Here is an 18,395-nt window from a genome sequence, read left to right as displayed (position 1 = left end):
TTAGTATCGACCTAGATTTAGAATATATGCAAATGACGTCAATAAGCAGTATTCACAACATCAAAAACGTACCTAACTGGGTAGCACCAAAGCCAGAGATCCGTTAAGATCCGCCCCCCTTTATTCCGGTGGTTAACATGAACTACGAACAACTCGCACAACAAATCAAAGTTTGGGGAAAAGAACTCGGCTTCCAAAAAGTTGGGATCTGCGACGTTGATCTGAGTGAACATGAAGCAGCACTACAAAAATGGCTTGATGCAGGCTATCACGGCTCAATGGATTGGATGGCTCGTCACGGTATGATGCGTGCTAGACCCCATGAGCTACTCCCGGGAACCGTTCGTGTTATCAGCGTCCGGATGGACTATCTGCCACCAGAGGCTCAATTCGCTTCGAACCTCGCGAATAAAAGTCATGCCTATATTAGCCGCTACGCACTAGGGCGCGATTATCACAAGCTCGTCAGAAAGCAGCTAAATAAGCTCGGCAAACTTATTGAACAAGAGGTTGGTCAATATGGTTACCGACCTTTCGTTGATTCCGCACCAATATTAGAGCGACCTCTCGCCCAAAAAGCGGGCTTAGGTTGGACCGGGAAACATTCCCTGATTTTAGATCAAGACTGTGGATCGTGGTTCTTTTTAGGTGAACTACTTATCGACTTACCACTACCCGTTGATGAGCCAAGCGTTGATCAGTGCGGTAAATGCAAAGCATGCATTACATCATGCCCAACACAAGCCATCGTTGAAGACAAAGTTGTCGATGCCAGGCGTTGTATCTCTTATCTCACCATCGAGTTCGGTGGCGTGATTCCTGAAGAGTTTCGAAAGCCAATGGGTAACCGCATTTATGGTTGTGACGACTGTCAATTGGTTTGCCCATGGAACCGCTACGCCGACATAACGGAGCAAGATGATTTCCACCGTCGTGACAGTTTCAAAAACCCTGACCTCGTCGACATGTTTAACTGGGATGAAGCGACTTTTCTAAAAAATATGGAAGGCTCCGCTATCCGTCGTATTGGTCATATACAGTGGCTACGTAACATCGCTGTCGCACTTGGTAATGCAGAATATAGTCAGCGAATCATAGATGCGCTGGAAAGTCGGCAAGGTGAAAATAAATTACTTGATGAGCACATTAAATGGGCTTTGACAGAGCAACTGAATCAACTCCCCACTGAGAGTAATTCATCTATAGAGACGAAAAAGCAACGCTTAATAAGGATAGTCGAGAAGGGACTGCCGAGAGACGCATAGAGCGTAGTCTATATGCAAGAGATTGAAAGTACTTTTGCATGTTCAATTCATGACCTTGTTCTCAATTTTGTAATGTGGAAAAAAATTTGAGATTCAAGAAAAACAAGCTAGCAGAAAAAAGTTAAACACAGCTCGGAGAAATGACTAGGATCAAAAAAATACCAGTTAATGATCGTATTTTAACGTACTCGATCCGACAAAAAACTTATTTTTTCTTTATATAACAAAGATTTAATTGATATTTCTTTGTTGTTTCCACTTCACTTTAGAGAAAAGATCTTTCTTCCCCATCATAAAAAGTCAAGCTAAAAACACTTTATCAACCAACTTATCCACAGAACGACGTATGTGGATAACTCTGTTAATTAAAGTAGATAAAACACGCGAAGCCTCATCATACTTGTACGTCAGCCGATTCATATCGTGTTTTAAACACAAACGAAATCGTCCGACATCATATGATGCGGATAAAAGTTTAGCTTTTGGGGATTCATGCTTCGCAGCATTATGAAAAGAGCGATGTGATTGGTTGCGAGAAGCAGGCGTTGAATCAAGCGGCGCATCCGTAGACGACTTAACAATTGTATACTAAATAAGTACTCAATCTATCGTCTTGTATTTGGTTGCGGGGGCCGGATTTGAACCGACGACCTTCGGGTTATGAGCCCGACGAGCTACCAAGCTGCTCCACCCCGCGTCCGAGTGCTTCATCTTCGTTGATGATGAAGGCTTTGCTTTCATTTATAAAAAGAAACTGGAGCGACACACGAGGTTCGAACTCGTGACCTCAACCTTGGCAAGGTTGCGCTCTACCAACTGAGCTAGTGTCGCCTTGTGTCACCGTTAAGCACGATAAAGGCTATATATTGGAGCGACACACGAGGTTCGAACTCGTGACCTCAACCTTGGCAAGGTTGCGCTCTACCAACTGAGCTAGTGTCGCATTTTGTCACCGTTGAGCACGATGAGGGCTATATATTGGAGCGACACACGAGGTTCGAACTCGTGACCTCAACCTTGGCAAGGTTGCGCTCTACCAACTGAGCTAGTGTCGCATATTAACAGCAGTCGCTATTAATGGAATTTGGTTGCGGGGGCCGGATTTGAACCGACGACCTTCGGGTTATGAGCCCGACGAGCTACCAAGCTGCTCCACCCCGCGTCCGTATTGTGTCACCGTTGAGTACCGTGAGAACTATATAACTGGAGCGACACACGAGGTTCGAACTCGTGACCTCAACCTTGGCAAGGTTGCGCTCTACCAACTGAGCTAGTGTCGCATTGGTTGCGGGGGCCGGATTTGAACCGACGACCTTCGGGTTATGAGCCCGACGAGCTACCAAGCTGCTCCACCCCGCGTCCGTATTGTGTCACCGTTGAGTACCGTGAGAACTATAAAACTGGAGCGACACACGAGGTTCGAACTCGTGACCTCAACCTTGGCAAGGTTGCGCTCTACCAACTGAGCTAGTGTCGCATTGGTTGCGGGGGCCGGATTTGAACCGACGACCTTCGGGTTATGAGCCCGACGAGCTACCAAGCTGCTCCACCCCGCGTCCGTATTGTGTCACCGTTGAGTACCGTGAGAACTATGAAACTGGAGCGACACACGAGGTTCGAACTCGTGACCTCAACCTTGGCAAGGTTGCGCTCTACCAACTGAGCTAGTGTCGCATTGGTTGCGGGGGCCGGATTTGAACCGACGACCTTCGGGTTATGAGCCCGACGAGCTACCAAGCTGCTCCACCCCGCGTCCGTATTGTGTCACCGTTGAGTACCGTGAGAACTATGAAACTGGAGCGACACACGAGGTTCGAACTCGTGACCTCAACCTTGGCAAGGTTGCGCTCTACCAACTGAGCTAGTGTCGCATCAACAACGTTTCCGCTGTTTAGGGCTGCGAATTATAAGAGCATTTTTTTGTGATGCAAGTCCTTCCTTCAAAAAAACTTTATTTTTTTACTGAACGACGAAAAAGCAATCAAAAGCGATATAAATTACAACAATTTGGATCGCAACCTTAACAGTTAAATCTTGAAAATAGTACCTCGATAGTACTTAAGTTCTGCGATGGACTCACGAATGTCGTCCAAGGCCAAATGTGTTCCCTGTTTTGTGAACCCATTTAGCACCTCAGGTTGCCAGCGACGTGCTAGTTCTTTAAGAGTACTAACGTCAACATATCGGTAATGGAAGAACTCTTCCAACTCAGGCATATGCTTGTATAAAAAGCGACGATCCTGCCCAATGCTGTTACCACATATTGGCGACGCCCCTTTTGGCACCCATTTTTCTAAAAATTCAATGGTTTGTGCGACTGCGTCTTGTTCTGAGATTTGACTGTTTCGAACGCGCTCCACCAAACCGCTTGCCGTATGCGTATTAGTACACCAGTCGTCCATTTTCGCCAGTTCTTCTTCCGGCTGATGAATCGCTAACACTGGACCTTCAGCCAAAATATTTAGTTCGCTATCCGTGACAATAGAAGCAATTTCGATGATTTTGTGCGTTTCAGGATCAAGCCCTGTCATCTCTAAATCAACCCAAATTAGGTTTTGATCGCTAAAGGACATGGTTACGCCGCCTATTTGTTTATCGATAAAAGAGGTACTATACCTCAAAATACGAGAAACACGATACTCATACACGGAGCCAAGAGTACGGCTCAACCATTTGAGTAAATTCACATAAAGTACAGAATTGTGGCAAAGAAGAAAAAGTTAACCAAAGGTCAGGTGCGACGCGTACGTAGCAACCAACAAAAGCGTTTGAAGAAGCAAGAAGATTCCATCCAGTGGGATGAAAACATGCTAGGCGCCAGCAAGCAAGGTCTCGTGATCACTCGTTTTGGTCAGCACGCGGACATTGAAGACCTTGAAACAGGCGAAATTCAACGCTGTAACCTCCGCCGTGGTATTGAGTCTCTAGTATCTGGCGATCGTGTTTTATGGCGCGAAGGATTGGAGTCTATGGCGGGCATCTCTGGTGTTGTTGAAGCGGTAGAACCTCGCTCTTCAGTGCTCACTCGTCCAGATTATTACGATGGCCTAAAACCCGTTGCAGCCAATATTGATCAAATGGTCATTGTCTCTTCGGTATTACCAGAGCTATCGCTAAATATTATTGACCGCTATCTCGTTGCATCAGAAACACTGAATATTGCGCCATTGTTGGTCTTAAATAAAGTCGACCTTCTAGAAGCCGATGATCGTGCAATGTATGAAGAATGGCTCAAAGAATATGAACGCATTGGCTATAAAGTGCTTCTGGTCAGCAAGAAGTCTGGAGAAGGCATTGCTGAACTAGAAACCCTGCTGCGTGACCGAATTAATATCTTTGTTGGTCAATCAGGCGTAGGGAAATCCAGCTTAGTCAACGCGTTAATGCCGGAACTAGAGAGCGAAGTGGAAGAAGGCGAAGTCTCTGAGAACTCTGGCTTGGGCCAACACACCACGACGGCTGCACGTTTATACCACATTCCAACGGGTGGCGATTTGATCGACTCACCTGGAGTACGTGAATTTGGTCTTTGGCATTTGGAAGCAGAAGAAGTAACAAAAGCATTCGTTGAATTTCGACCATATTTAGGCGGTTGCAAGTTCCGAGATTGTAAACACAATGATGACCCAGGCTGCCTTCTACGCGAAGCTGTCGAGAACGGGGAAATTAACGAAACTCGCTTTGAAAACTATCATCGCATTTTGGAAAGCATGGTTGAAAACAAAGCAAATCGTCAGTATTCACGTAATAAAAAAGCCGATCTGTAATTGAGTTAAGGCTGTAACTGTGTAAAAAGTCTTCACCTAATACTGACAAGCAAATTAAATTTCAGTAACATCACGCGCCCTAAAGCGCGAATCTAACAGAAGTATCGGAATTAAAGATGGACAAGTTTAAAGTTGGACTGCAGTACTGGATCCCACAACACGGCCTCACTCGCCTAATGGGTAAACTGGCTTCAGCAAAAGCTGGCGGTCTAACAACAGCAGTTATTCGTTGGTTTATCAAACAATACAATGTGAACATGGATGAGGCGAAGCACTCAGATCCTAAGCATTTTAAAACGTTCAACGAGTTTTTCGTTCGTGAGCTAAAAGAGGGCGCACGCCCAATTTCTGAAGGCGAAAACGTCATCACTCACCCAGCCGACGCTTGTGTTAGCCAATTTGGCCCTATTGAAGATGGTCAACTTATCCAAGCAAAAGGTCATCACTTCTCAGCACAAGAATTGCTGGGCGGTGACGCGAATTTAGCGGACGAATTTAAAGATGGTTCTTTTGCCACATTGTATCTATCTCCGCGCGATTACCACCGTGTACACATGCCATGTGACGGCACTCTGCGCCAAATGATTTACGTACCAGGTGACCTGTTCTCAGTAAACCCTCTGACAGCAGAAAACGTACCGAACCTATTTGCACGTAACGAGCGTGTGGTGTGTATCTTCGATACTGAGTTTGGTCCAATGGCACAGGTGCTTGTTGGTGCGACAATTGTTGGTAGCATTGAGCAAGTATGGGCTGGCACTATCACTCCGCCTCGTGGAAACACTGTCTACAAATGGGATTACCCAGCAGAGGGTGACAAGGCCGTGATCTTGAAAAAAGGCGAAGAGATGGGCCGCTTCAAACTGGGTTCTACTGTTATTAACCTGTTTGCCAAAGACGCGATTGAGTTTGACGCAAGCATGGAAAACGGTAAGCCAACCGTTATGGGCACACCTTACGCCTTGAAAAAATAAGTAAAACACCGTTAAAGAGCCCTTTATTAAGGGCTCTTTTTATTGATAAAAAGCAAAACTCCGTTCGAAATTTAGCCTCTATTTCTCAAACTCATACCTGCCTCTAAGACCCTCATTCCACAATCAATTATCCTGCGCTTAGAATGAATATTTAGAGGGGCAGCCAATGCCAAAGATGAGTGTAAACACGTTGGCGAAATTGCTGGTGTGCTTTTTAATTCCGCTCGGTGTTTTGATGATACCGATCGATGCTATTCCTATTGACGATCTCACTTTAATTCAGCATCGCCTGTTAGCTATTTTTCTTCTTGCTGCCCTACTTTGGGTTCTCGAGCCGGTTCCCGTTTTTGCTACGTCCATTCTTATTATCGCTCTTGAACTGATCATGATATCGGATAAAGGTTTGCATCTATTTCGCAATCCACCAGCGGGGCATGATTTAGGAGAGTTAATTGCTTACACCGATATTTTCTCGGCCTTCTCTTCACCGATCATTATTCTTTTTATGGGTGGTTTTGCTCTCGCGATTGCGGCTTCCAAATACGAGCTCGACAACAACCTCGCCCGAGTACTATTAAAACCATTCGGCACCCAACCTAAGTTCATCATGCTGGGCTTGATGTTAATTACCGCCGTTTTTTCAATGTTTATGTCCAATACTGCCACGACCGTGATGATGCTAGCCCTGCTTGGCCCCATCGTCGCTTCAGCACCTAAAGGGGATTTAGGGATTAAAGCACTGGTGTTGTGTATTCCAATTGCCGCGAATACAGGCGGCATTGCGACTCCGATAGGCACGCCACCTAATGCGATAGCGCTTCAATATCTCACTGGAGAAAACGCGATAGACTTCCTATCGTGGATGACAATGGGTCTACCATTTGTGTTGGTACAACTCACTGTAGCTTGGTTCTTGTTGCAAAAGCTGTTTCCGTCTAGCGAACCAGAAATGAAACTAAAGCTAGATGGTACATTCAAAAGGAGCTGGCGTGCGATCGTCGTCTACATCACTTTTGCACTAACCATTTTGCTTTGGATGACAACGAAAGTGCATGGCATGAATACATACGTTGTCGCGATTATCCCACTAGCAGTGTTCACCTTAACGGGCATTATGGGCAAAGAAGAACTCAAGCTGATTAACTGGGATGTTTTATGGCTAGTTGCCGGTGGTATAGCAATTGGCATTGCCTTAGACAAAACGGGCTTAGCCGAAGCATTAGCGCACGCCATTGATTACAGCCTGCTATCACCATTTGCCGTAGTTTTAGCCCTATCAGTAGTGTGTTGGTTAATGGCGAACTTTATGTCTAATACCGCAACAGCAAACTTATTGATGCCTATTGCTGCCGCTATTGGTACATCAATGCCAAGCCTTATTGCGGTTGGTGGCCTACAAGGTTTACTGGTTGTCGTCGCCTTCTCCGCATCACTTGGCATGATCTTACCGGTTTCCACACCACCAAACTCTTTGGCTTATTCAACAGGCCTCATCGAGAGCAAAGACATGGCGAAAGTGGGGCTGATTCTTGGTTTGATTGGTCTATTTATCGTGTATGGCGCAGTTCTGGTGCTGTTTTAATCGATAAGCTCCGTGACAGAGCTTGTTGTCATGGAGCTGTTCGCCAACTATTGCCCTTGCAGAGCCGCTTTTACATCCATTAAATTTCGTGCATATTAAGACTCCTCTACTCTACAAGGACGTCGACACATCATGGGTTACGAATGGCTTGCTTTATGCGCCGCTTTTCTGTGGGCAGTTTCTAGCCTAATTTCGGTCATTCCTGCACAACACCTAGGCGCATTTTCTTACAGCCGCTGGCGTATGGGCTGCACAGCCGTGATCTTATCAACAATGGCCTGGATAACTGGCGGCTGGTTAACGGTTTCTTGGGAACATGTAACGCCAATGATGGCCTCAGGACTGATTGGTATTTTTATTGGTGATACCGCTCTATTCGCGTGTTTGAATCGTATGGGGCCAAGACAGGCCGGGTTACTATTCTCTTGCCACGCCGTGTTCTCTGCCATCTTGGGCTACTTCTTATTTAGCGAAGTCATGACCACAATAGAACTACTGGGCGCATCATTGGTATTTAGCGGCGTGGTGATGGCGATATTCTTTGGCCGAAGAGGTCAAGTGAATAACGTCTTGGAAGACATTAAAGGTAACATCTGGGTAGGTATTGGACTTGGCTTAACCGCAGCAATGTGCCAAGCATTGGGCGGTATCATCGCCAAGCCAGTAATGCAAACCAGTATTGACCCAGTTGCGGCTTCTGCTATTCGAATGATCAGTGCCTTTTTCGCCCACAGCATGTTGTTAATTCTAGGGGTCAAAGTCGCTCGCTCGACGCAACACATTACTTGGCGCGTATTTGGTATTACTGCACTTAATGGTTTCTTGGCGATGGCCGTCGGCATGACGCTAATCTTATACGCACTGCAAGAAGGAAATGTAGGTATGGTTGCACTGCTATCTTCAACCACGCCAATTATGTTGCTACCACTGCTCTGGATTTACACGAAACGCCGACCAAACCGATTTGCATGGTTGGGCGCAGCCCTAGCTGTGATTGGTGCGGGCATATTGGTTCAGTAACCTTACAGACCAGCCCTTACTGCCAGATACAAAAAAGCCCGAGTTTAAACTCGGGCTTTTGTCATTCGGAGCCGTTAGTTAATCATTTAACTAGTACTTCACCCGTCATTTCTGCTGGGATTTCTAGACCAGCTAGAGAAAGCATGGTTGGTGCAAGGTCAGACAGTTTACCGCCTTCTTTGAATTCAACCGCTTTGTCACCTACATAGATTAGAGGTACTGGTAGGTTAGTGTGAGCAGTGTGGATGCCGCCAGTTTCAGGGTCGATCATCATTTCTGCGTTACCGTGGTCCGCAGTGATCAATAGTTGACCGCCAACTTCTTTGATTGCTTCAACCACTTTACCCACGCTTTCATCTAGAGCTTCGATTGCTTTCTCAGCCGCTTCATAAACGCCAGTGTGACCAACCATATCTGCATTCGGGTAGTTACAGATGATGGTATCGAACTTACCTGATTTGATAGCCGCAACCATCTTCTCTGTTAGTTCTGGAGAGCTCATTTCAGGCTGCATGTCGTACGTTGCAACTTTTGGAGAAGCAACCAACTGACGCTCTTCGCCTTCGAATTCGTTCTCAACACCACCGTTGAAGAAGAAAGTCACGTGTGCGTATTTCTCTGTTTCAGAGATACGTAGCTGAGTTTGACCTTGTTTAGATAGCCACTCACCGTAAGTGTTTTCTAGAGACGCAGGTGGGAATGCGATAGCTAGAGGGATATCAGCCGCGTATTGAGTCAGCATCACAAAGTTGATTGCTGGGAATACTGCACGCTCAAAGCCGTCAAACGCAGGAACGAATGCACGAGTGATTTGACGTGCACGGTCAGCACGGTAGTTCATGAAGATAACCGCATCGCCATCTTGCATGATTGCGTCTTCTTGACCTTCCGCTTTGATAGCTGTTGCTTTAACGAATTCGTCGTTTTCTTCACGAGCGTAAGCCGCTTCTAGACCTGCAACTGCCGTTTCTGCTGTGAACTCAGCTTTAGCTTGAGTTAGAAGATCGTAAGCAACTTGGACGCGATCCCAGTTGTTATCACGGTCCATTGCGTAGTAACGACCTACTAGAGAAGCAACGCGGCCTTTACCTAGTTTCGCAAATAGGTCTTGGAAACGTTGTAGTGAGTTTTCAGCACTACGTGGTGGTGTGTCACGGCCGTCTAGGAAGCAGTGTAGGTAGATTTTCTCTGCGCCACGCGCCGCTGCCATTTCAACTGCAGCGTAAATGTGGTCTTCGTGAGAGTGAACACCGCCTGGAGACATCAGGCCCATGATGTGTACTGCTTTTTCAGCTTTCACAGCAGAGTCGATTGCTTCAACTAGCGCAGGCGTTTGTTCGAACTCACCATCCGCAATTGATTTAGTGATACGAGTCAGGTCTTGGTATACAACGCGGCCTGCACCAATGTTAGTGTGACCAACTTCAGAGTTACCCATTTGACCATCAGGAAGGCCAACATCCATGCCTGAAGCAGAGATTAATGTGTGTGGGTTATTCGCAATCAGAGCATCCATTACTGGTGTTTTCGCATTCGCAATTGCGTTACTTGCTGTGTCTTCACGGTAACCGTAACCGTCAAGGATAACTAGAGCCAGTGGCTTCTTAGCTGACATAGTGATGACCTCATCAAATTTAAGTAACTTTTGGCGTAGGGCCTCGCTGCCCTATCTAACCTTGAAACAAAACTAGCGTAATTTTACTACACTTTTTAACCAAAACTGTAGGTTAAGATCAAATAATGTTTGCGATTTATTGTTGCTATCTTACAAGTTAAGCGAACAACGAGTCAGTGCCGACAAACGTGTTCCACAAGCATAGTCATTTCTAATACGCTTTGTACACCCCAGTCTAAGTTCGGTTTTCTTACGCTTCTCATTCTTATTTTTGCACTTGAAACAGTGCTAATTTAAAGCAACATCAAACAAGATGGGTTAATACCTATTGTTCTCTTTTCTCAGTAAAACAGAAGTCACTTAAACCGATAAGTCCAATAGGCCAAAGCAATCAAGCTACCAGAGCGAAATGTACGGATAGTAAGGGCATAAAGGGTTTATAGAGATCTCAATTATTCGTTAGAAAATTTTAACCCTCTCGCCTAAGAGCCGTAACCTCGCTATACTCCTGCTTTATTTTTCCGCCAACAGCGTAAGAGCTCAAGACATGCAAGAGTACATTGAATTTTTCCAACAGAACATGATTCTATCTTTGGTTTGGGTAGGTCTTCTTGTCGCCTTTATCATGAACATCGTGAAATCAGCGACAGCCGCATACAAAGAAATCAACGTAAACCAACTGACTCATCTTATGAACCGTGAAAACGGCGTTGTAGTGGATATCCGTACCAAAGACGAGTTCAAAAAAGGTCATATCACCGACTCACTTCACATTTTACCGTCAGACATCAAAGCGGGTAACTTGGGTAGCCTTGAAAACCACAAATCAGACCCAATCATTGTTGTATGTAAGACAGGACAGACCGCTCAAGAAAGCGCAAACCTACTAGTAAAAGCTGGCTTCGAAAACGTGAGCCTACTAAAAAATGGTTTGATTGCGTGGAACGAAGCGAACCTGCCGTTAGTTCGCGGTAAGAAGTAGGAACGTGGCAAGAACGAAAGTTCGCGTTTAAACGCGCTTTTACCAAGCCTCGCGGACAAAAAACTGAGCAAATTGAAAGCAGTTGGAGCACTAAGTTGTGACGCTTTGCACGTAATACACGCTTCATCTAGTCAAGGTAGATTGGCTCAGTTAGTCTCAGGACATACCAGTTTTCTGAGCTTAGACGTTTCTAGGCTCAACAAATATTGATTTAAGGATTAAAAAATGGCTGAAGCAGCACCTCAAGACGCACAACAAAACTTCGCAATTCAACGCATCTTCCTAAAAGACGTTTCTTTTGAAGCGCCGAACTCTCCAGTAATTTTCCAGAAAGAGTGGAACCCAGACGTTAAACTAGACCTAGACACTCAAAGCCGTGAGCTTGGTGAAGGCGTTTACGAAGTTGTTCTACGCCTAACCGTTACTGTGAAGAACGAAGAAGAGACTGCGTTCCTATGTGAAGTTCAACAAGGTGGTATCTTCACTGCTGAACAAATGGAAGCTGGTCAACTTGCACATTGCCTAGGCGCATTCTGCCCGAACATCCTATTCCCATACGCTCGTGAAACTATCTCAAGCCTAGTCGTTAAAGGTACGTTCCCTCAACTGAACCTAGCGCCAGTAAACTTTGACGCGCTATTCATGAACTACCTACAACAGCAAGCTCAACAAGGCGAAGCTGAAGCGTAATTCACGTTTTATAAGTGACGAATAGCCACAGTGCTGACGTCACCGACTCAAATAAAATGCACAGAGCGTCTACCATTCGATGCAATGTGCATTTTTTATTTCTGACAAAAGTTCCTAGTTCCTAATCGCCAGAAGGCGTAAAATTTGACGATTAGGAACTAGATTCTACTAGTAGCAAGACAATTAGGCGGTAGCATGACACAAGCAAATACAAACAATGCTTACGGTAAAGACATCGCAATGACTGTGATTGGCGCAGGCTCATACGGCACCTCTTTGGCAATCTCACTCGCTCGTAACGGCGCGAACGTTGTCCTTTGGGGACACGAGCCAGAGCACATGGCTCGCCTAGAAGCAGACCGAGCTAACCATGCCTTTTTACCAGGTGTTGATTTCCCTGAAAGCTTGATCATTGAATCGGATTTAGAAAAAGCCGTTCAAGCAAGCCGAGATTTGTTGGTTGTGGTTCCAAGCCATGTCTTTGGCATCGTGCTAAACAGCTGTAAACCATTCTTGCGCGAAGACTCTCGCATCTGTTGGGCAACCAAAGGGCTTGAACCTGAAACGGGGCGCCTGCTGAAAGACGTCGCTTATGACATTATCGGTGAAAACTACTCACTAGCAGTATTGTCTGGCCCAACGTTTGCGAAAGAGCTCGCAATGGGTATGCCGACTGCAATCTCTGTTGCGTCTCCAGATTCTGAATTTGTTGCGGATCTACAAGAAAAAATCCACTGTAGCAAAACCTTCCGCGTATATGCCAATAGTGACTTTATTGGTATGCAATTGGGTGGCGCTGTGAAAAACGTTATTGCGATTGGTGCGGGTATGTCTGATGGTATCGGTTTTGGCGCCAATGCCCGTACTGCATTAATTACTCGTGGCTTGGCTGAAATGAGTCGCCTTGGTGCTGCGCTGGGTGCACAGCCAGAAACCTTTATGGGCATGGCGGGTTTAGGCGATCTTGTCCTGACATGTACCGATAACCAATCACGTAACCGACGCTTTGGCTTGGCATTAGGCCAAGGTAAAGACGTTGATACGGCTCAAGAAGAAATTGGTCAAGTGGTTGAAGGTTACCGCAATACAAAAGAAGTATGGCTACTTTCTCAACGTATGGGTGTTGAGATGCCGATAGTTGATCAAATTTATCAAGTATTGTATCAAGGAAAAGATGCGCGCTTAGCAGCGCAAGATTTACTTGCTCGTGACAAAAAAGCCGAAGGAAAGTAGCAATCTACCGCCCTTTGCAGCTCATCTGAGAAAAATTGAAGTTGTCGGGTCACGGAAGAACCACTCTGGATATTGAGAATGAAACACTGCGAAAAACAAAAAGTCTGGAACAAAATTGTCTCAGAAGCCCGTGAAATGTCAGAACAAGAGCCTATGCTGGCGAGCTTCTATCATGCCACCATTATCAAGCATGAAAGTTTGTGTGCCGCTCTGAGTTATATTCTGGCTAACAAATTGAACACCGCTTCCATGCCAGCGATGGCTGTGCGTGAAGTGGTTGAAGAAGCCTTTGCGGCTGATCCAACCATCACTGACGGCGCGGCTTGTGATATTTGTGCCACGGTCAATCGCGACCCTGCTGTTTCAATGTACTCAATGCCCTTGCTGTACCTAAAAGGCTATCACGCCCTGCAAGGCTACCGAGTAGCAAACTGGCTGTGGAAGCAAGGTCGTCACGCTCTTGCGACTTACCTACAAAATCAGATTTCGGTAGCATGTCAGGTCGATATCCACCCTGCAGCGCGCATTGGTAGTGGTATCATGCTCGACCATGCAACAGGCATCGTGATTGGTGAAACTGCCGTGGTCGAAAACGACGTGTCTATACTGCAAGATGTCACCCTTGGTGGTACTGGTAAAGAGTGCGGTGATCGTCACCCGAAAATTCGCGAAGGCGTAATGATCGGCGCTGGTGCAAAGATTCTTGGCAATATCGAAGTCGGTGAAGGCGCGAAAATCGGATCTTGCTCTGTGGTATTGCAAGCCGTGCCTCCTCACACAACGGTGGCTGGCGTGCCTGCAAAAATCGTCGGACGTCCAAAAACAGACAAACCCTCTCTCGATATGGATCAAGGCTTTAACGGCAAGTCGCAAAGCTTTATCCATGGAGATGGTATTTAATCGTCAACAAACCTTTTTGACAACAACGTGGTAGGTAACTCTCAAGTGCGAAAACAAAATCACCCTGTTCTACGCTCGGCTATTTTATTAACTTGTGCTTTATCTGCCACTTATCCCATTACCTCCTCTGCTGTGAGTCAGCAAGAGCTCAAAGGCGTATCCAGTGAGATAAGCCGTCAGCGCAAATCGCTCTCTTCCCAAGAAAAGCAGCTCAATGAGTTACAGAAATCACTAAAAGATCAAGAGCTTGGTATTTCTAAGCTTGAGCGTGAAATACGACAAACCAAGTCTAACCTCGCACAAGCAGACAAAAACATAGAAAACCTGGAAGAGAAAATTGCCTTGCAAGAAGCACAGCGTCAAGAGCAAGAAGAAGAACTCAAACAGCTGCTGCAAACGTATTACGTAACCGAGCGAGCGAAGGCCAATGGTCACTTGTTAAATCAAGGTGTGGAAGAAGACCGCATGAGCCAATACTTCCAGCATTTAGCTAAAGCACGTGCTGAAGTGATTGATGCGATCACCAAAATAACCCAAGAATTAGCGCACAACAAAAACCAGCTCGAGCTAGAAAAAGAGCAAATCGAGACTCTGCTCAAGCAGCAATCCGAAAAACGTACAGCGCTAGCGAGTACACAATCCAAGCGTAAGCAAACCCTGAATAAAATTCAGAGCAGTATCAAGAATGACAAACGCTACTTAGCCGAGCTGCAACGCAACGAAACCCGTTTAAAAGCAGAGATCGCCAAAGCAGCGAAGCGTAATGCGGTGCCAATGGACGGACTCGGCAAACAGCGCGGTAAGTTGCCTTGGCCACTCAAAGGCAGTGTGTTACACAACTTTGGTACGCGACAAACTGGGCAGGTAAACTGGAAGGGTATGGTGTTGTCTGCCAACTATGGTCAACAAGTGAAAGCCGTTTATCCTGGTACTGTCGTATTTGCTGAGTATCTGCGCGGATACGGTTTAGTGGTACTGCTCGACCACGGAAAAGGTGACATGACCCTCTATGGTTACAACCAAGCGTTAACTAAAAAAGAAGGCGATCGAGTCACCGCCGGCGAAGTGATTGCTCTCGCGGGTGATACGGGTGGTCAAGACAGGCCATCGCTGTACTTTGAAATTCGTCGTAATAGTGAAGCGCAGAATCCGAAATCTTGGTTAAAACGCTGATTATCTGACTCATCGACTTATAATAAAAAAGGAGCCACTCGGCTCCTTTTTTGCATTCATATTTTGGAAAATGCTATGCGTAGTAGGTTTCTACCGCATCAATAAAAGCATGCACATCATCTTTGCTTAACGCGTTGATTCCTGCCGCCGCCTCTCGCCCCCCACCTGTCGGGAACTGACCACACACGGCCACGGCACCTTGTTTATTGTTTAACGGGGCACGAAGTGAAACCGTATAAGTCCCATCTGCATTTTCAGTAAGTACCGCATGCGCAGAGTCAGGGTTTTGGTTTGCCAGCCAGTTGCCATAAACACCACTGATTCGGCGTGATGCCGCCGTGTTTGGTAACTCAAACAACTTCAGCTTACCACTCTCATGCATGGCAGGCACTGCGAGAGCCGCCTCCATGTCTTGTTGGTAAGCCGATTGCAATTGGTAGTATGGCGAGGCCTTATCTTCAATAGCTTCAAATGGCGACGTGTACTTCAGCAAAGCTCGGTACAGCTCCGCAGGATGAAAGTGTAAATCTTCGACCTTCGATCCGTAGCCGTTGTAGTTAATTAAAGTACCCAGCTCTTTTAGCTGCTCTTTCTGTTGCTGCGACAAGCCCGCGTTATTCGCTAACTCATCGGCTTTAGCAATCATGTTATCGCCATAAGCCGCCGTAATCGCCCAGTCATGAAAACGCCCATCAAGCAACTTATCGACAATCAACGCCGTGCACATGTTGGCATCGAGATCGATGTGCGCATCCAAATTACCATGCTGAGGAATGTCGCCCGCTTTGTGATGATCGGCGTAAAAGACGTGCGCGCCTTGAGCCAAAGCTTGCTCTAGACCTGCCATGTTCTTTTCCATCGAAATGTCTAACACAGTCAGCTCATCACCCGCTTGCACGTCTACTTTTTCCACCAGCTTGATGTCGCGCTTTACACCGGTTATTAACTGGGCATCGACAGGATCAGCCAAACGCAATTGTAGAAGAGCAATGATGCCATCAGCATCACCATTAAAAATGTCGTAATTCATGGGGCGATAGTTCCTTTATCGAGAATCTTATCCCTGCAAGGGTTTTTAGCGTATGGGACTATTGTGCGTGGCATATTTGACAAGTCAACTCGAGCCACGACTCGAAAATGAGAGTGACTCTCGAAATATTAAGCAGTTTGACGTTTAACTGTGTAGATTGCTAACCGCATCTTCTAATAACAGTAGCTGCTCTAAGCCCTGCTCAGTTGCTAATGGCTTAACGACATTAAGCATCTGCAACATCCCTTGCTTCACCATTTGCTCGGTAATGTTGGTTTTTGAAGCCATCGCGGATTGATACGCCAACCAACTACACGCAATCAAGTGCAATGTACATACCAATGACTTCAACTGTTGTTGATCGACTTTCAACAGCTTCATCGTTACGAACTCTTGCATAATAGCAATGAGGTTCGCTTGCAGCTTCTCTTGCACATCGATGTACTGTTCGTGTAGCTGTTCATCTCGTGACAGGATTTCTGGTAAGTTTGCGTAGAAAAAGCGGTATTTCCACATCAAGGTAAAAATAGAGTCTAGGTAGCTCTTCAGCATAGTAAGGCTCTCTTGCGAACCTTGAATAGGGGTAAATCTTTCTAAAAGTTCTGCTGAATAAAGCGCAAAGATCTCACGAACGATTTCTTGCTTATTGCGGAAGTGGTAATACAGATTACCAGGGCTAATTTCGATGTGATCGGCAATGTGATTGGTGGTGATGTTGCGCTCACCATGTTGGTTGAACAACTCCAGTGCCGCGTAGACGATTTTGTCGCGCGTTTTCATTGTTATCGTGTTCCCTCTTCATTAACGAATCGAGTATAGCGACTTCACCAACCTAGGTCGATAGAGGCTCCAAATACGGTAACATAACAGACCAGTTAAGATGCCAGTTGAGTTGGCGACAAGGTCTAACCAAGAAGTTTGTCGCCCTACATACCCTTGCAACCACTCAATAACGGCGCTGAATAGCAAAATACTAATCGCCACCGCCCAACGTTGACGCCAACGCCACACACAAAAACAACCTAAAAACGCAAAGCCGCTATACGCCATAGCGTGCTGCATTTTGTCGAGATACGCGATATTGCCCCAGTCTTGCAGTTCACCTGAACTCAGAGATAAAAAAGCGATCAATATGGCGTAGCTAAAGATGACGAAACGTGCAGCCGTCAGGTTCATTGGACGTCCTTATGCAATTGGAAATGGAAAGGCCGTCACTTGATCAATGTGGTCACAGCCTAGCGCCAGCATGATCAAACGATCGATACCCAACGCGACCCCTGCACAATCTGGCAACCCTGCTTCCAGTGCAGAGATCAGATGATAATCGATCGGCTGTGGTTTTAAACCCATTTCGATACGCTTTGCGTTATCTTGTTCAAAGCGCGCTAATTGCTCTTTCGGGTTATCCAGTTCATGAAATCCGTTCGCCAGCTCTATCCCCTTAAAGTACACTTCAAAACGATCCGCGACGCGATGATCTTGAGGATTGATTTTCGCAAGCGCCGACTGTGATGCAGGGAAGTCGTACACAAAAGCCGGCACGTCCTGACCAATTTTGTTTTCTACTCCCACGCTAAATAGTAGTTGCAGCAGCGTATCGCGATCTTCTTCTGGCTCAGCAATGTCACTCAAACCCAGCTTGCTTGCCGCCGCTTTCAGCTCAGTCATCGAGCCTTCCAGTGGACACACACCCAACACATCAATGAAGGCTTGCTGATACGTCATGCGCTGCGCTGCGCCACACTTCAATACCAGCTGCAACAGGTCATCCATTTCATCCATCAATTTATGATGGTCAAAGCCAACGCGATACCACTCCAACATCGTGAATTCAGGGTTGTGGTAGCGACCATTCTCTTCATTACGAAATGCTTTGTTGATTTGATAAATACAACCGCTGCCCGCAGCCAAAAGGCGCTTCATATGGAATTCTGGGCTGGTCATAAAAAACAGCTTACTGCCATCGGCATAGCCTGGGCCAACAAACTCGGTTTGGAAAGTATGCAAATGGATGTCAGTCACGGTTGCGTGACTCATGGCTGGCGTATCGACTTCCATCACCTGTCGGTCAGCGAAGAATTGTCGAATCGACGCGATTAACGTCGCACGTTGACGAAGTTGGTCAATGGAAGCAGTAGGTTGCCAGTTGGTTTGCATAACAAGT

General features: G+C 46.2%; 16 protein-coding genes and 12 tRNA genes. 10 read left to right on the top strand and 18 right to left on the bottom strand.

The genetic code is table 11. The features are described 5' to 3' along the window. Nucleotides 1-137: 137 nt before the first annotated feature. On the top strand, nt 138-1,265 hold the full coding sequence (gene queG, locus J4N40_RS01490) for a tRNA epoxyqueuosine(34) reductase QueG (protein ID WP_065274931.1): 1,128 nt from the start codon (nt 138-140) through the stop codon (nt 1,263-1,265). A gap of 620 nt (nt 1,266-1,885) precedes the next feature. Here the strand turns inward: queG and J4N40_RS01485 are convergent. The 13 genes from J4N40_RS01485 to orn form a co-directional block, all read right to left on the bottom strand. Then, nucleotides 1,886-1,962: transfer RNA gene (locus J4N40_RS01485), tRNA-Met, on the bottom strand. A 58-nt stretch (nt 1,963-2,020) separates the two neighbouring features. Then, nucleotides 2,021-2,096: transfer RNA gene (locus J4N40_RS01480), tRNA-Gly, on the bottom strand. A gap of 36 nt (nt 2,097-2,132) precedes the next feature. Next, nucleotides 2,133-2,208, bottom strand: a tRNA-Gly gene (locus J4N40_RS01475). Between the two features lie 36 nt (nt 2,209-2,244). After that, nucleotides 2,245-2,320, bottom strand: a tRNA-Gly gene (locus J4N40_RS01470). A gap of 30 nt (nt 2,321-2,350) precedes the next feature. Further along, nucleotides 2,351-2,427 (bottom strand) — tRNA-Met (locus J4N40_RS01465). Between the two features lie 42 nt (nt 2,428-2,469). After that, nucleotides 2,470-2,545: transfer RNA gene (locus J4N40_RS01460), tRNA-Gly, on the bottom strand. Between the two features lie 2 nt (nt 2,546-2,547). Beyond that, nucleotides 2,548-2,624 (bottom strand) — tRNA-Met (locus J4N40_RS01455). A 42-nt stretch (nt 2,625-2,666) separates the two neighbouring features. After that, a tRNA-Gly gene (locus J4N40_RS01450) sits at nt 2,667-2,742 on the bottom strand. Between the two features lie 2 nt (nt 2,743-2,744). Beyond that, nucleotides 2,745-2,821, bottom strand: a tRNA-Met gene (locus J4N40_RS01445). Between the two features lie 42 nt (nt 2,822-2,863). Further along, nucleotides 2,864-2,939: transfer RNA gene (locus J4N40_RS01440), tRNA-Gly, on the bottom strand. 2 nt (nt 2,940-2,941) lie between these two features. Then, a tRNA-Met gene (locus J4N40_RS01435) sits at nt 2,942-3,018 on the bottom strand. A gap of 42 nt (nt 3,019-3,060) precedes the next feature. Beyond that, nucleotides 3,061-3,136, bottom strand: a tRNA-Gly gene (locus tag J4N40_RS01430). 156 nt (nt 3,137-3,292) lie between these two features. Then, nucleotides 3,293-3,838: an oligoribonuclease gene (gene orn / locus J4N40_RS01425; protein ID WP_017635574.1), complete on the bottom strand. Its 546-nt coding sequence runs from the start codon at nt 3,836-3,838 to the stop codon at nt 3,293-3,295. Between the two features lie 129 nt (nt 3,839-3,967). On the opposite strand from orn, the gene rsgA reads away from it, so the two are divergent. The 4 genes from rsgA (at nt 3,968) to J4N40_RS01405 (ending at nt 8,608) form a co-directional block, all read left to right on the top strand. Beyond that, nucleotides 3,968-5,032 (top strand): small ribosomal subunit biogenesis GTPase RsgA, encoded by a 1,065-nt coding sequence (gene rsgA / locus J4N40_RS01420; RefSeq protein WP_005386419.1) that lies wholly within the window; start codon nt 3,968-3,970, stop codon nt 5,030-5,032. Between the two features lie 116 nt (nt 5,033-5,148). Continuing rightward, on the top strand, nt 5,149-6,006 hold the full coding sequence (gene asd, locus J4N40_RS01415) for an archaetidylserine decarboxylase (RefSeq protein ID WP_005381465.1): 858 nt from the start codon (nt 5,149-5,151) through the stop codon (nt 6,004-6,006). A gap of 166 nt (nt 6,007-6,172) precedes the next feature. Continuing rightward, nucleotides 6,173-7,588, top strand: coding sequence for an SLC13 family permease (locus J4N40_RS01410; protein ID WP_115386346.1), 1,416 nt, complete (start codon nt 6,173-6,175; stop codon nt 7,586-7,588). Nucleotides 7,589-7,720: 132 nt separating this feature from the next. Continuing rightward, nucleotides 7,721-8,608, top strand: a complete 888-nt coding sequence (locus tag J4N40_RS01405) for a DMT family transporter (RefSeq protein WP_017635571.1) — start codon at nt 7,721-7,723, stop codon at nt 8,606-8,608. 82 nt (nt 8,609-8,690) lie between these two features. Here J4N40_RS01405 and gpmM read toward each other — a convergent pair whose 3' ends face one another. Beyond that, the gene (gene gpmM, locus J4N40_RS01400) at nt 8,691-10,223 is read right to left on the bottom strand and encodes a 2,3-bisphosphoglycerate-independent phosphoglycerate mutase (protein ID WP_005386416.1); all 1,533 of its coding nucleotides are present in this window, start codon (nt 10,221-10,223) and stop codon (nt 8,691-8,693) included. A 547-nt stretch (nt 10,224-10,770) separates the two neighbouring features. Here gpmM and J4N40_RS01395 point away from each other — a divergent pair. The 5 genes from J4N40_RS01395 to J4N40_RS01375 all read left to right on the top strand — a co-directional run bounded on the left by J4N40_RS01395 (nt 10,771) and on the right by J4N40_RS01375 (nt 15,201). Beyond that, complete coding sequence (locus J4N40_RS01395; protein WP_005386415.1) at nt 10,771-11,205, top strand: rhodanese-like domain-containing protein; 435 nt, start codon at nt 10,771-10,773, stop codon at nt 11,203-11,205. A gap of 225 nt (nt 11,206-11,430) precedes the next feature. Continuing rightward, a complete protein-coding gene (gene secB / locus J4N40_RS01390) occupies nt 11,431-11,895 on the top strand; it encodes a protein-export chaperone SecB (RefSeq protein WP_005386410.1) in 465 nt (154 codons plus the stop codon). A gap of 195 nt (nt 11,896-12,090) precedes the next feature. Beyond that, on the top strand, nt 12,091-13,128 hold the full coding sequence (gene gpsA / locus J4N40_RS01385) for an NAD(P)H-dependent glycerol-3-phosphate dehydrogenase (RefSeq protein ID WP_005381474.1): 1,038 nt from the start codon (nt 12,091-12,093) through the stop codon (nt 13,126-13,128). 78 nt (nt 13,129-13,206) lie between these two features. After that, on the top strand, nt 13,207-14,028 hold the full coding sequence (gene cysE, locus J4N40_RS01380; RefSeq protein WP_005381475.1) for a serine O-acetyltransferase: 822 nt from the start codon (nt 13,207-13,209) through the stop codon (nt 14,026-14,028). Between the two features lie 27 nt (nt 14,029-14,055). Then, on the top strand, nt 14,056-15,201 hold the full coding sequence (locus tag J4N40_RS01375; RefSeq protein WP_005381476.1) for a murein hydrolase activator EnvC family protein: 1,146 nt from the start codon (nt 14,056-14,058) through the stop codon (nt 15,199-15,201). 73 nt (nt 15,202-15,274) lie between these two features. Here the strand turns inward: J4N40_RS01375 and J4N40_RS01370 are convergent, their stop codons facing one another. The 4 genes from J4N40_RS01370 to epmA all read right to left on the bottom strand — a co-directional run bounded on the left by J4N40_RS01370 (nt 15,275) and on the right by epmA (nt 18,388). Further along, nucleotides 15,275-16,231, bottom strand: coding sequence for an acetyltransferase (locus tag J4N40_RS01370; protein ID WP_042523718.1), 957 nt, complete (start codon nt 16,229-16,231; stop codon nt 15,275-15,277). 144 nt (nt 16,232-16,375) lie between these two features. Next, a complete protein-coding gene (locus J4N40_RS01365) occupies nt 16,376-17,011 on the bottom strand; it encodes a TetR/AcrR family transcriptional regulator (RefSeq protein WP_042523716.1) in 636 nt (211 codons plus the stop codon). Nucleotides 17,012-17,032: 21 nt separating this feature from the next. Next, nucleotides 17,033-17,407: a VanZ family protein gene (locus J4N40_RS01360; protein WP_017635567.1), complete on the bottom strand. Its 375-nt coding sequence runs from the start codon at nt 17,405-17,407 to the stop codon at nt 17,033-17,035. 9 nt (nt 17,408-17,416) lie between these two features. After that, nucleotides 17,417-18,388, bottom strand: a complete 972-nt coding sequence (epmA, locus tag J4N40_RS01355; protein WP_250654340.1) for an elongation factor P--(R)-beta-lysine ligase — start codon at nt 18,386-18,388, stop codon at nt 17,417-17,419. Nucleotides 18,389-18,395: the final 7 nt, after the last annotated feature.

It is taken from the genome of Vibrio sp. SCSIO 43097 (genome assembly GCF_023650755.1).
Lineage (GTDB): Bacteria > Pseudomonadota > Gammaproteobacteria > Enterobacterales > Vibrionaceae > Vibrio > Vibrio alginolyticus.
The sequence above is the reverse complement of the archived record's forward strand: the minus strand, read 5'-3'. Positions and strand labels throughout refer to the sequence as shown.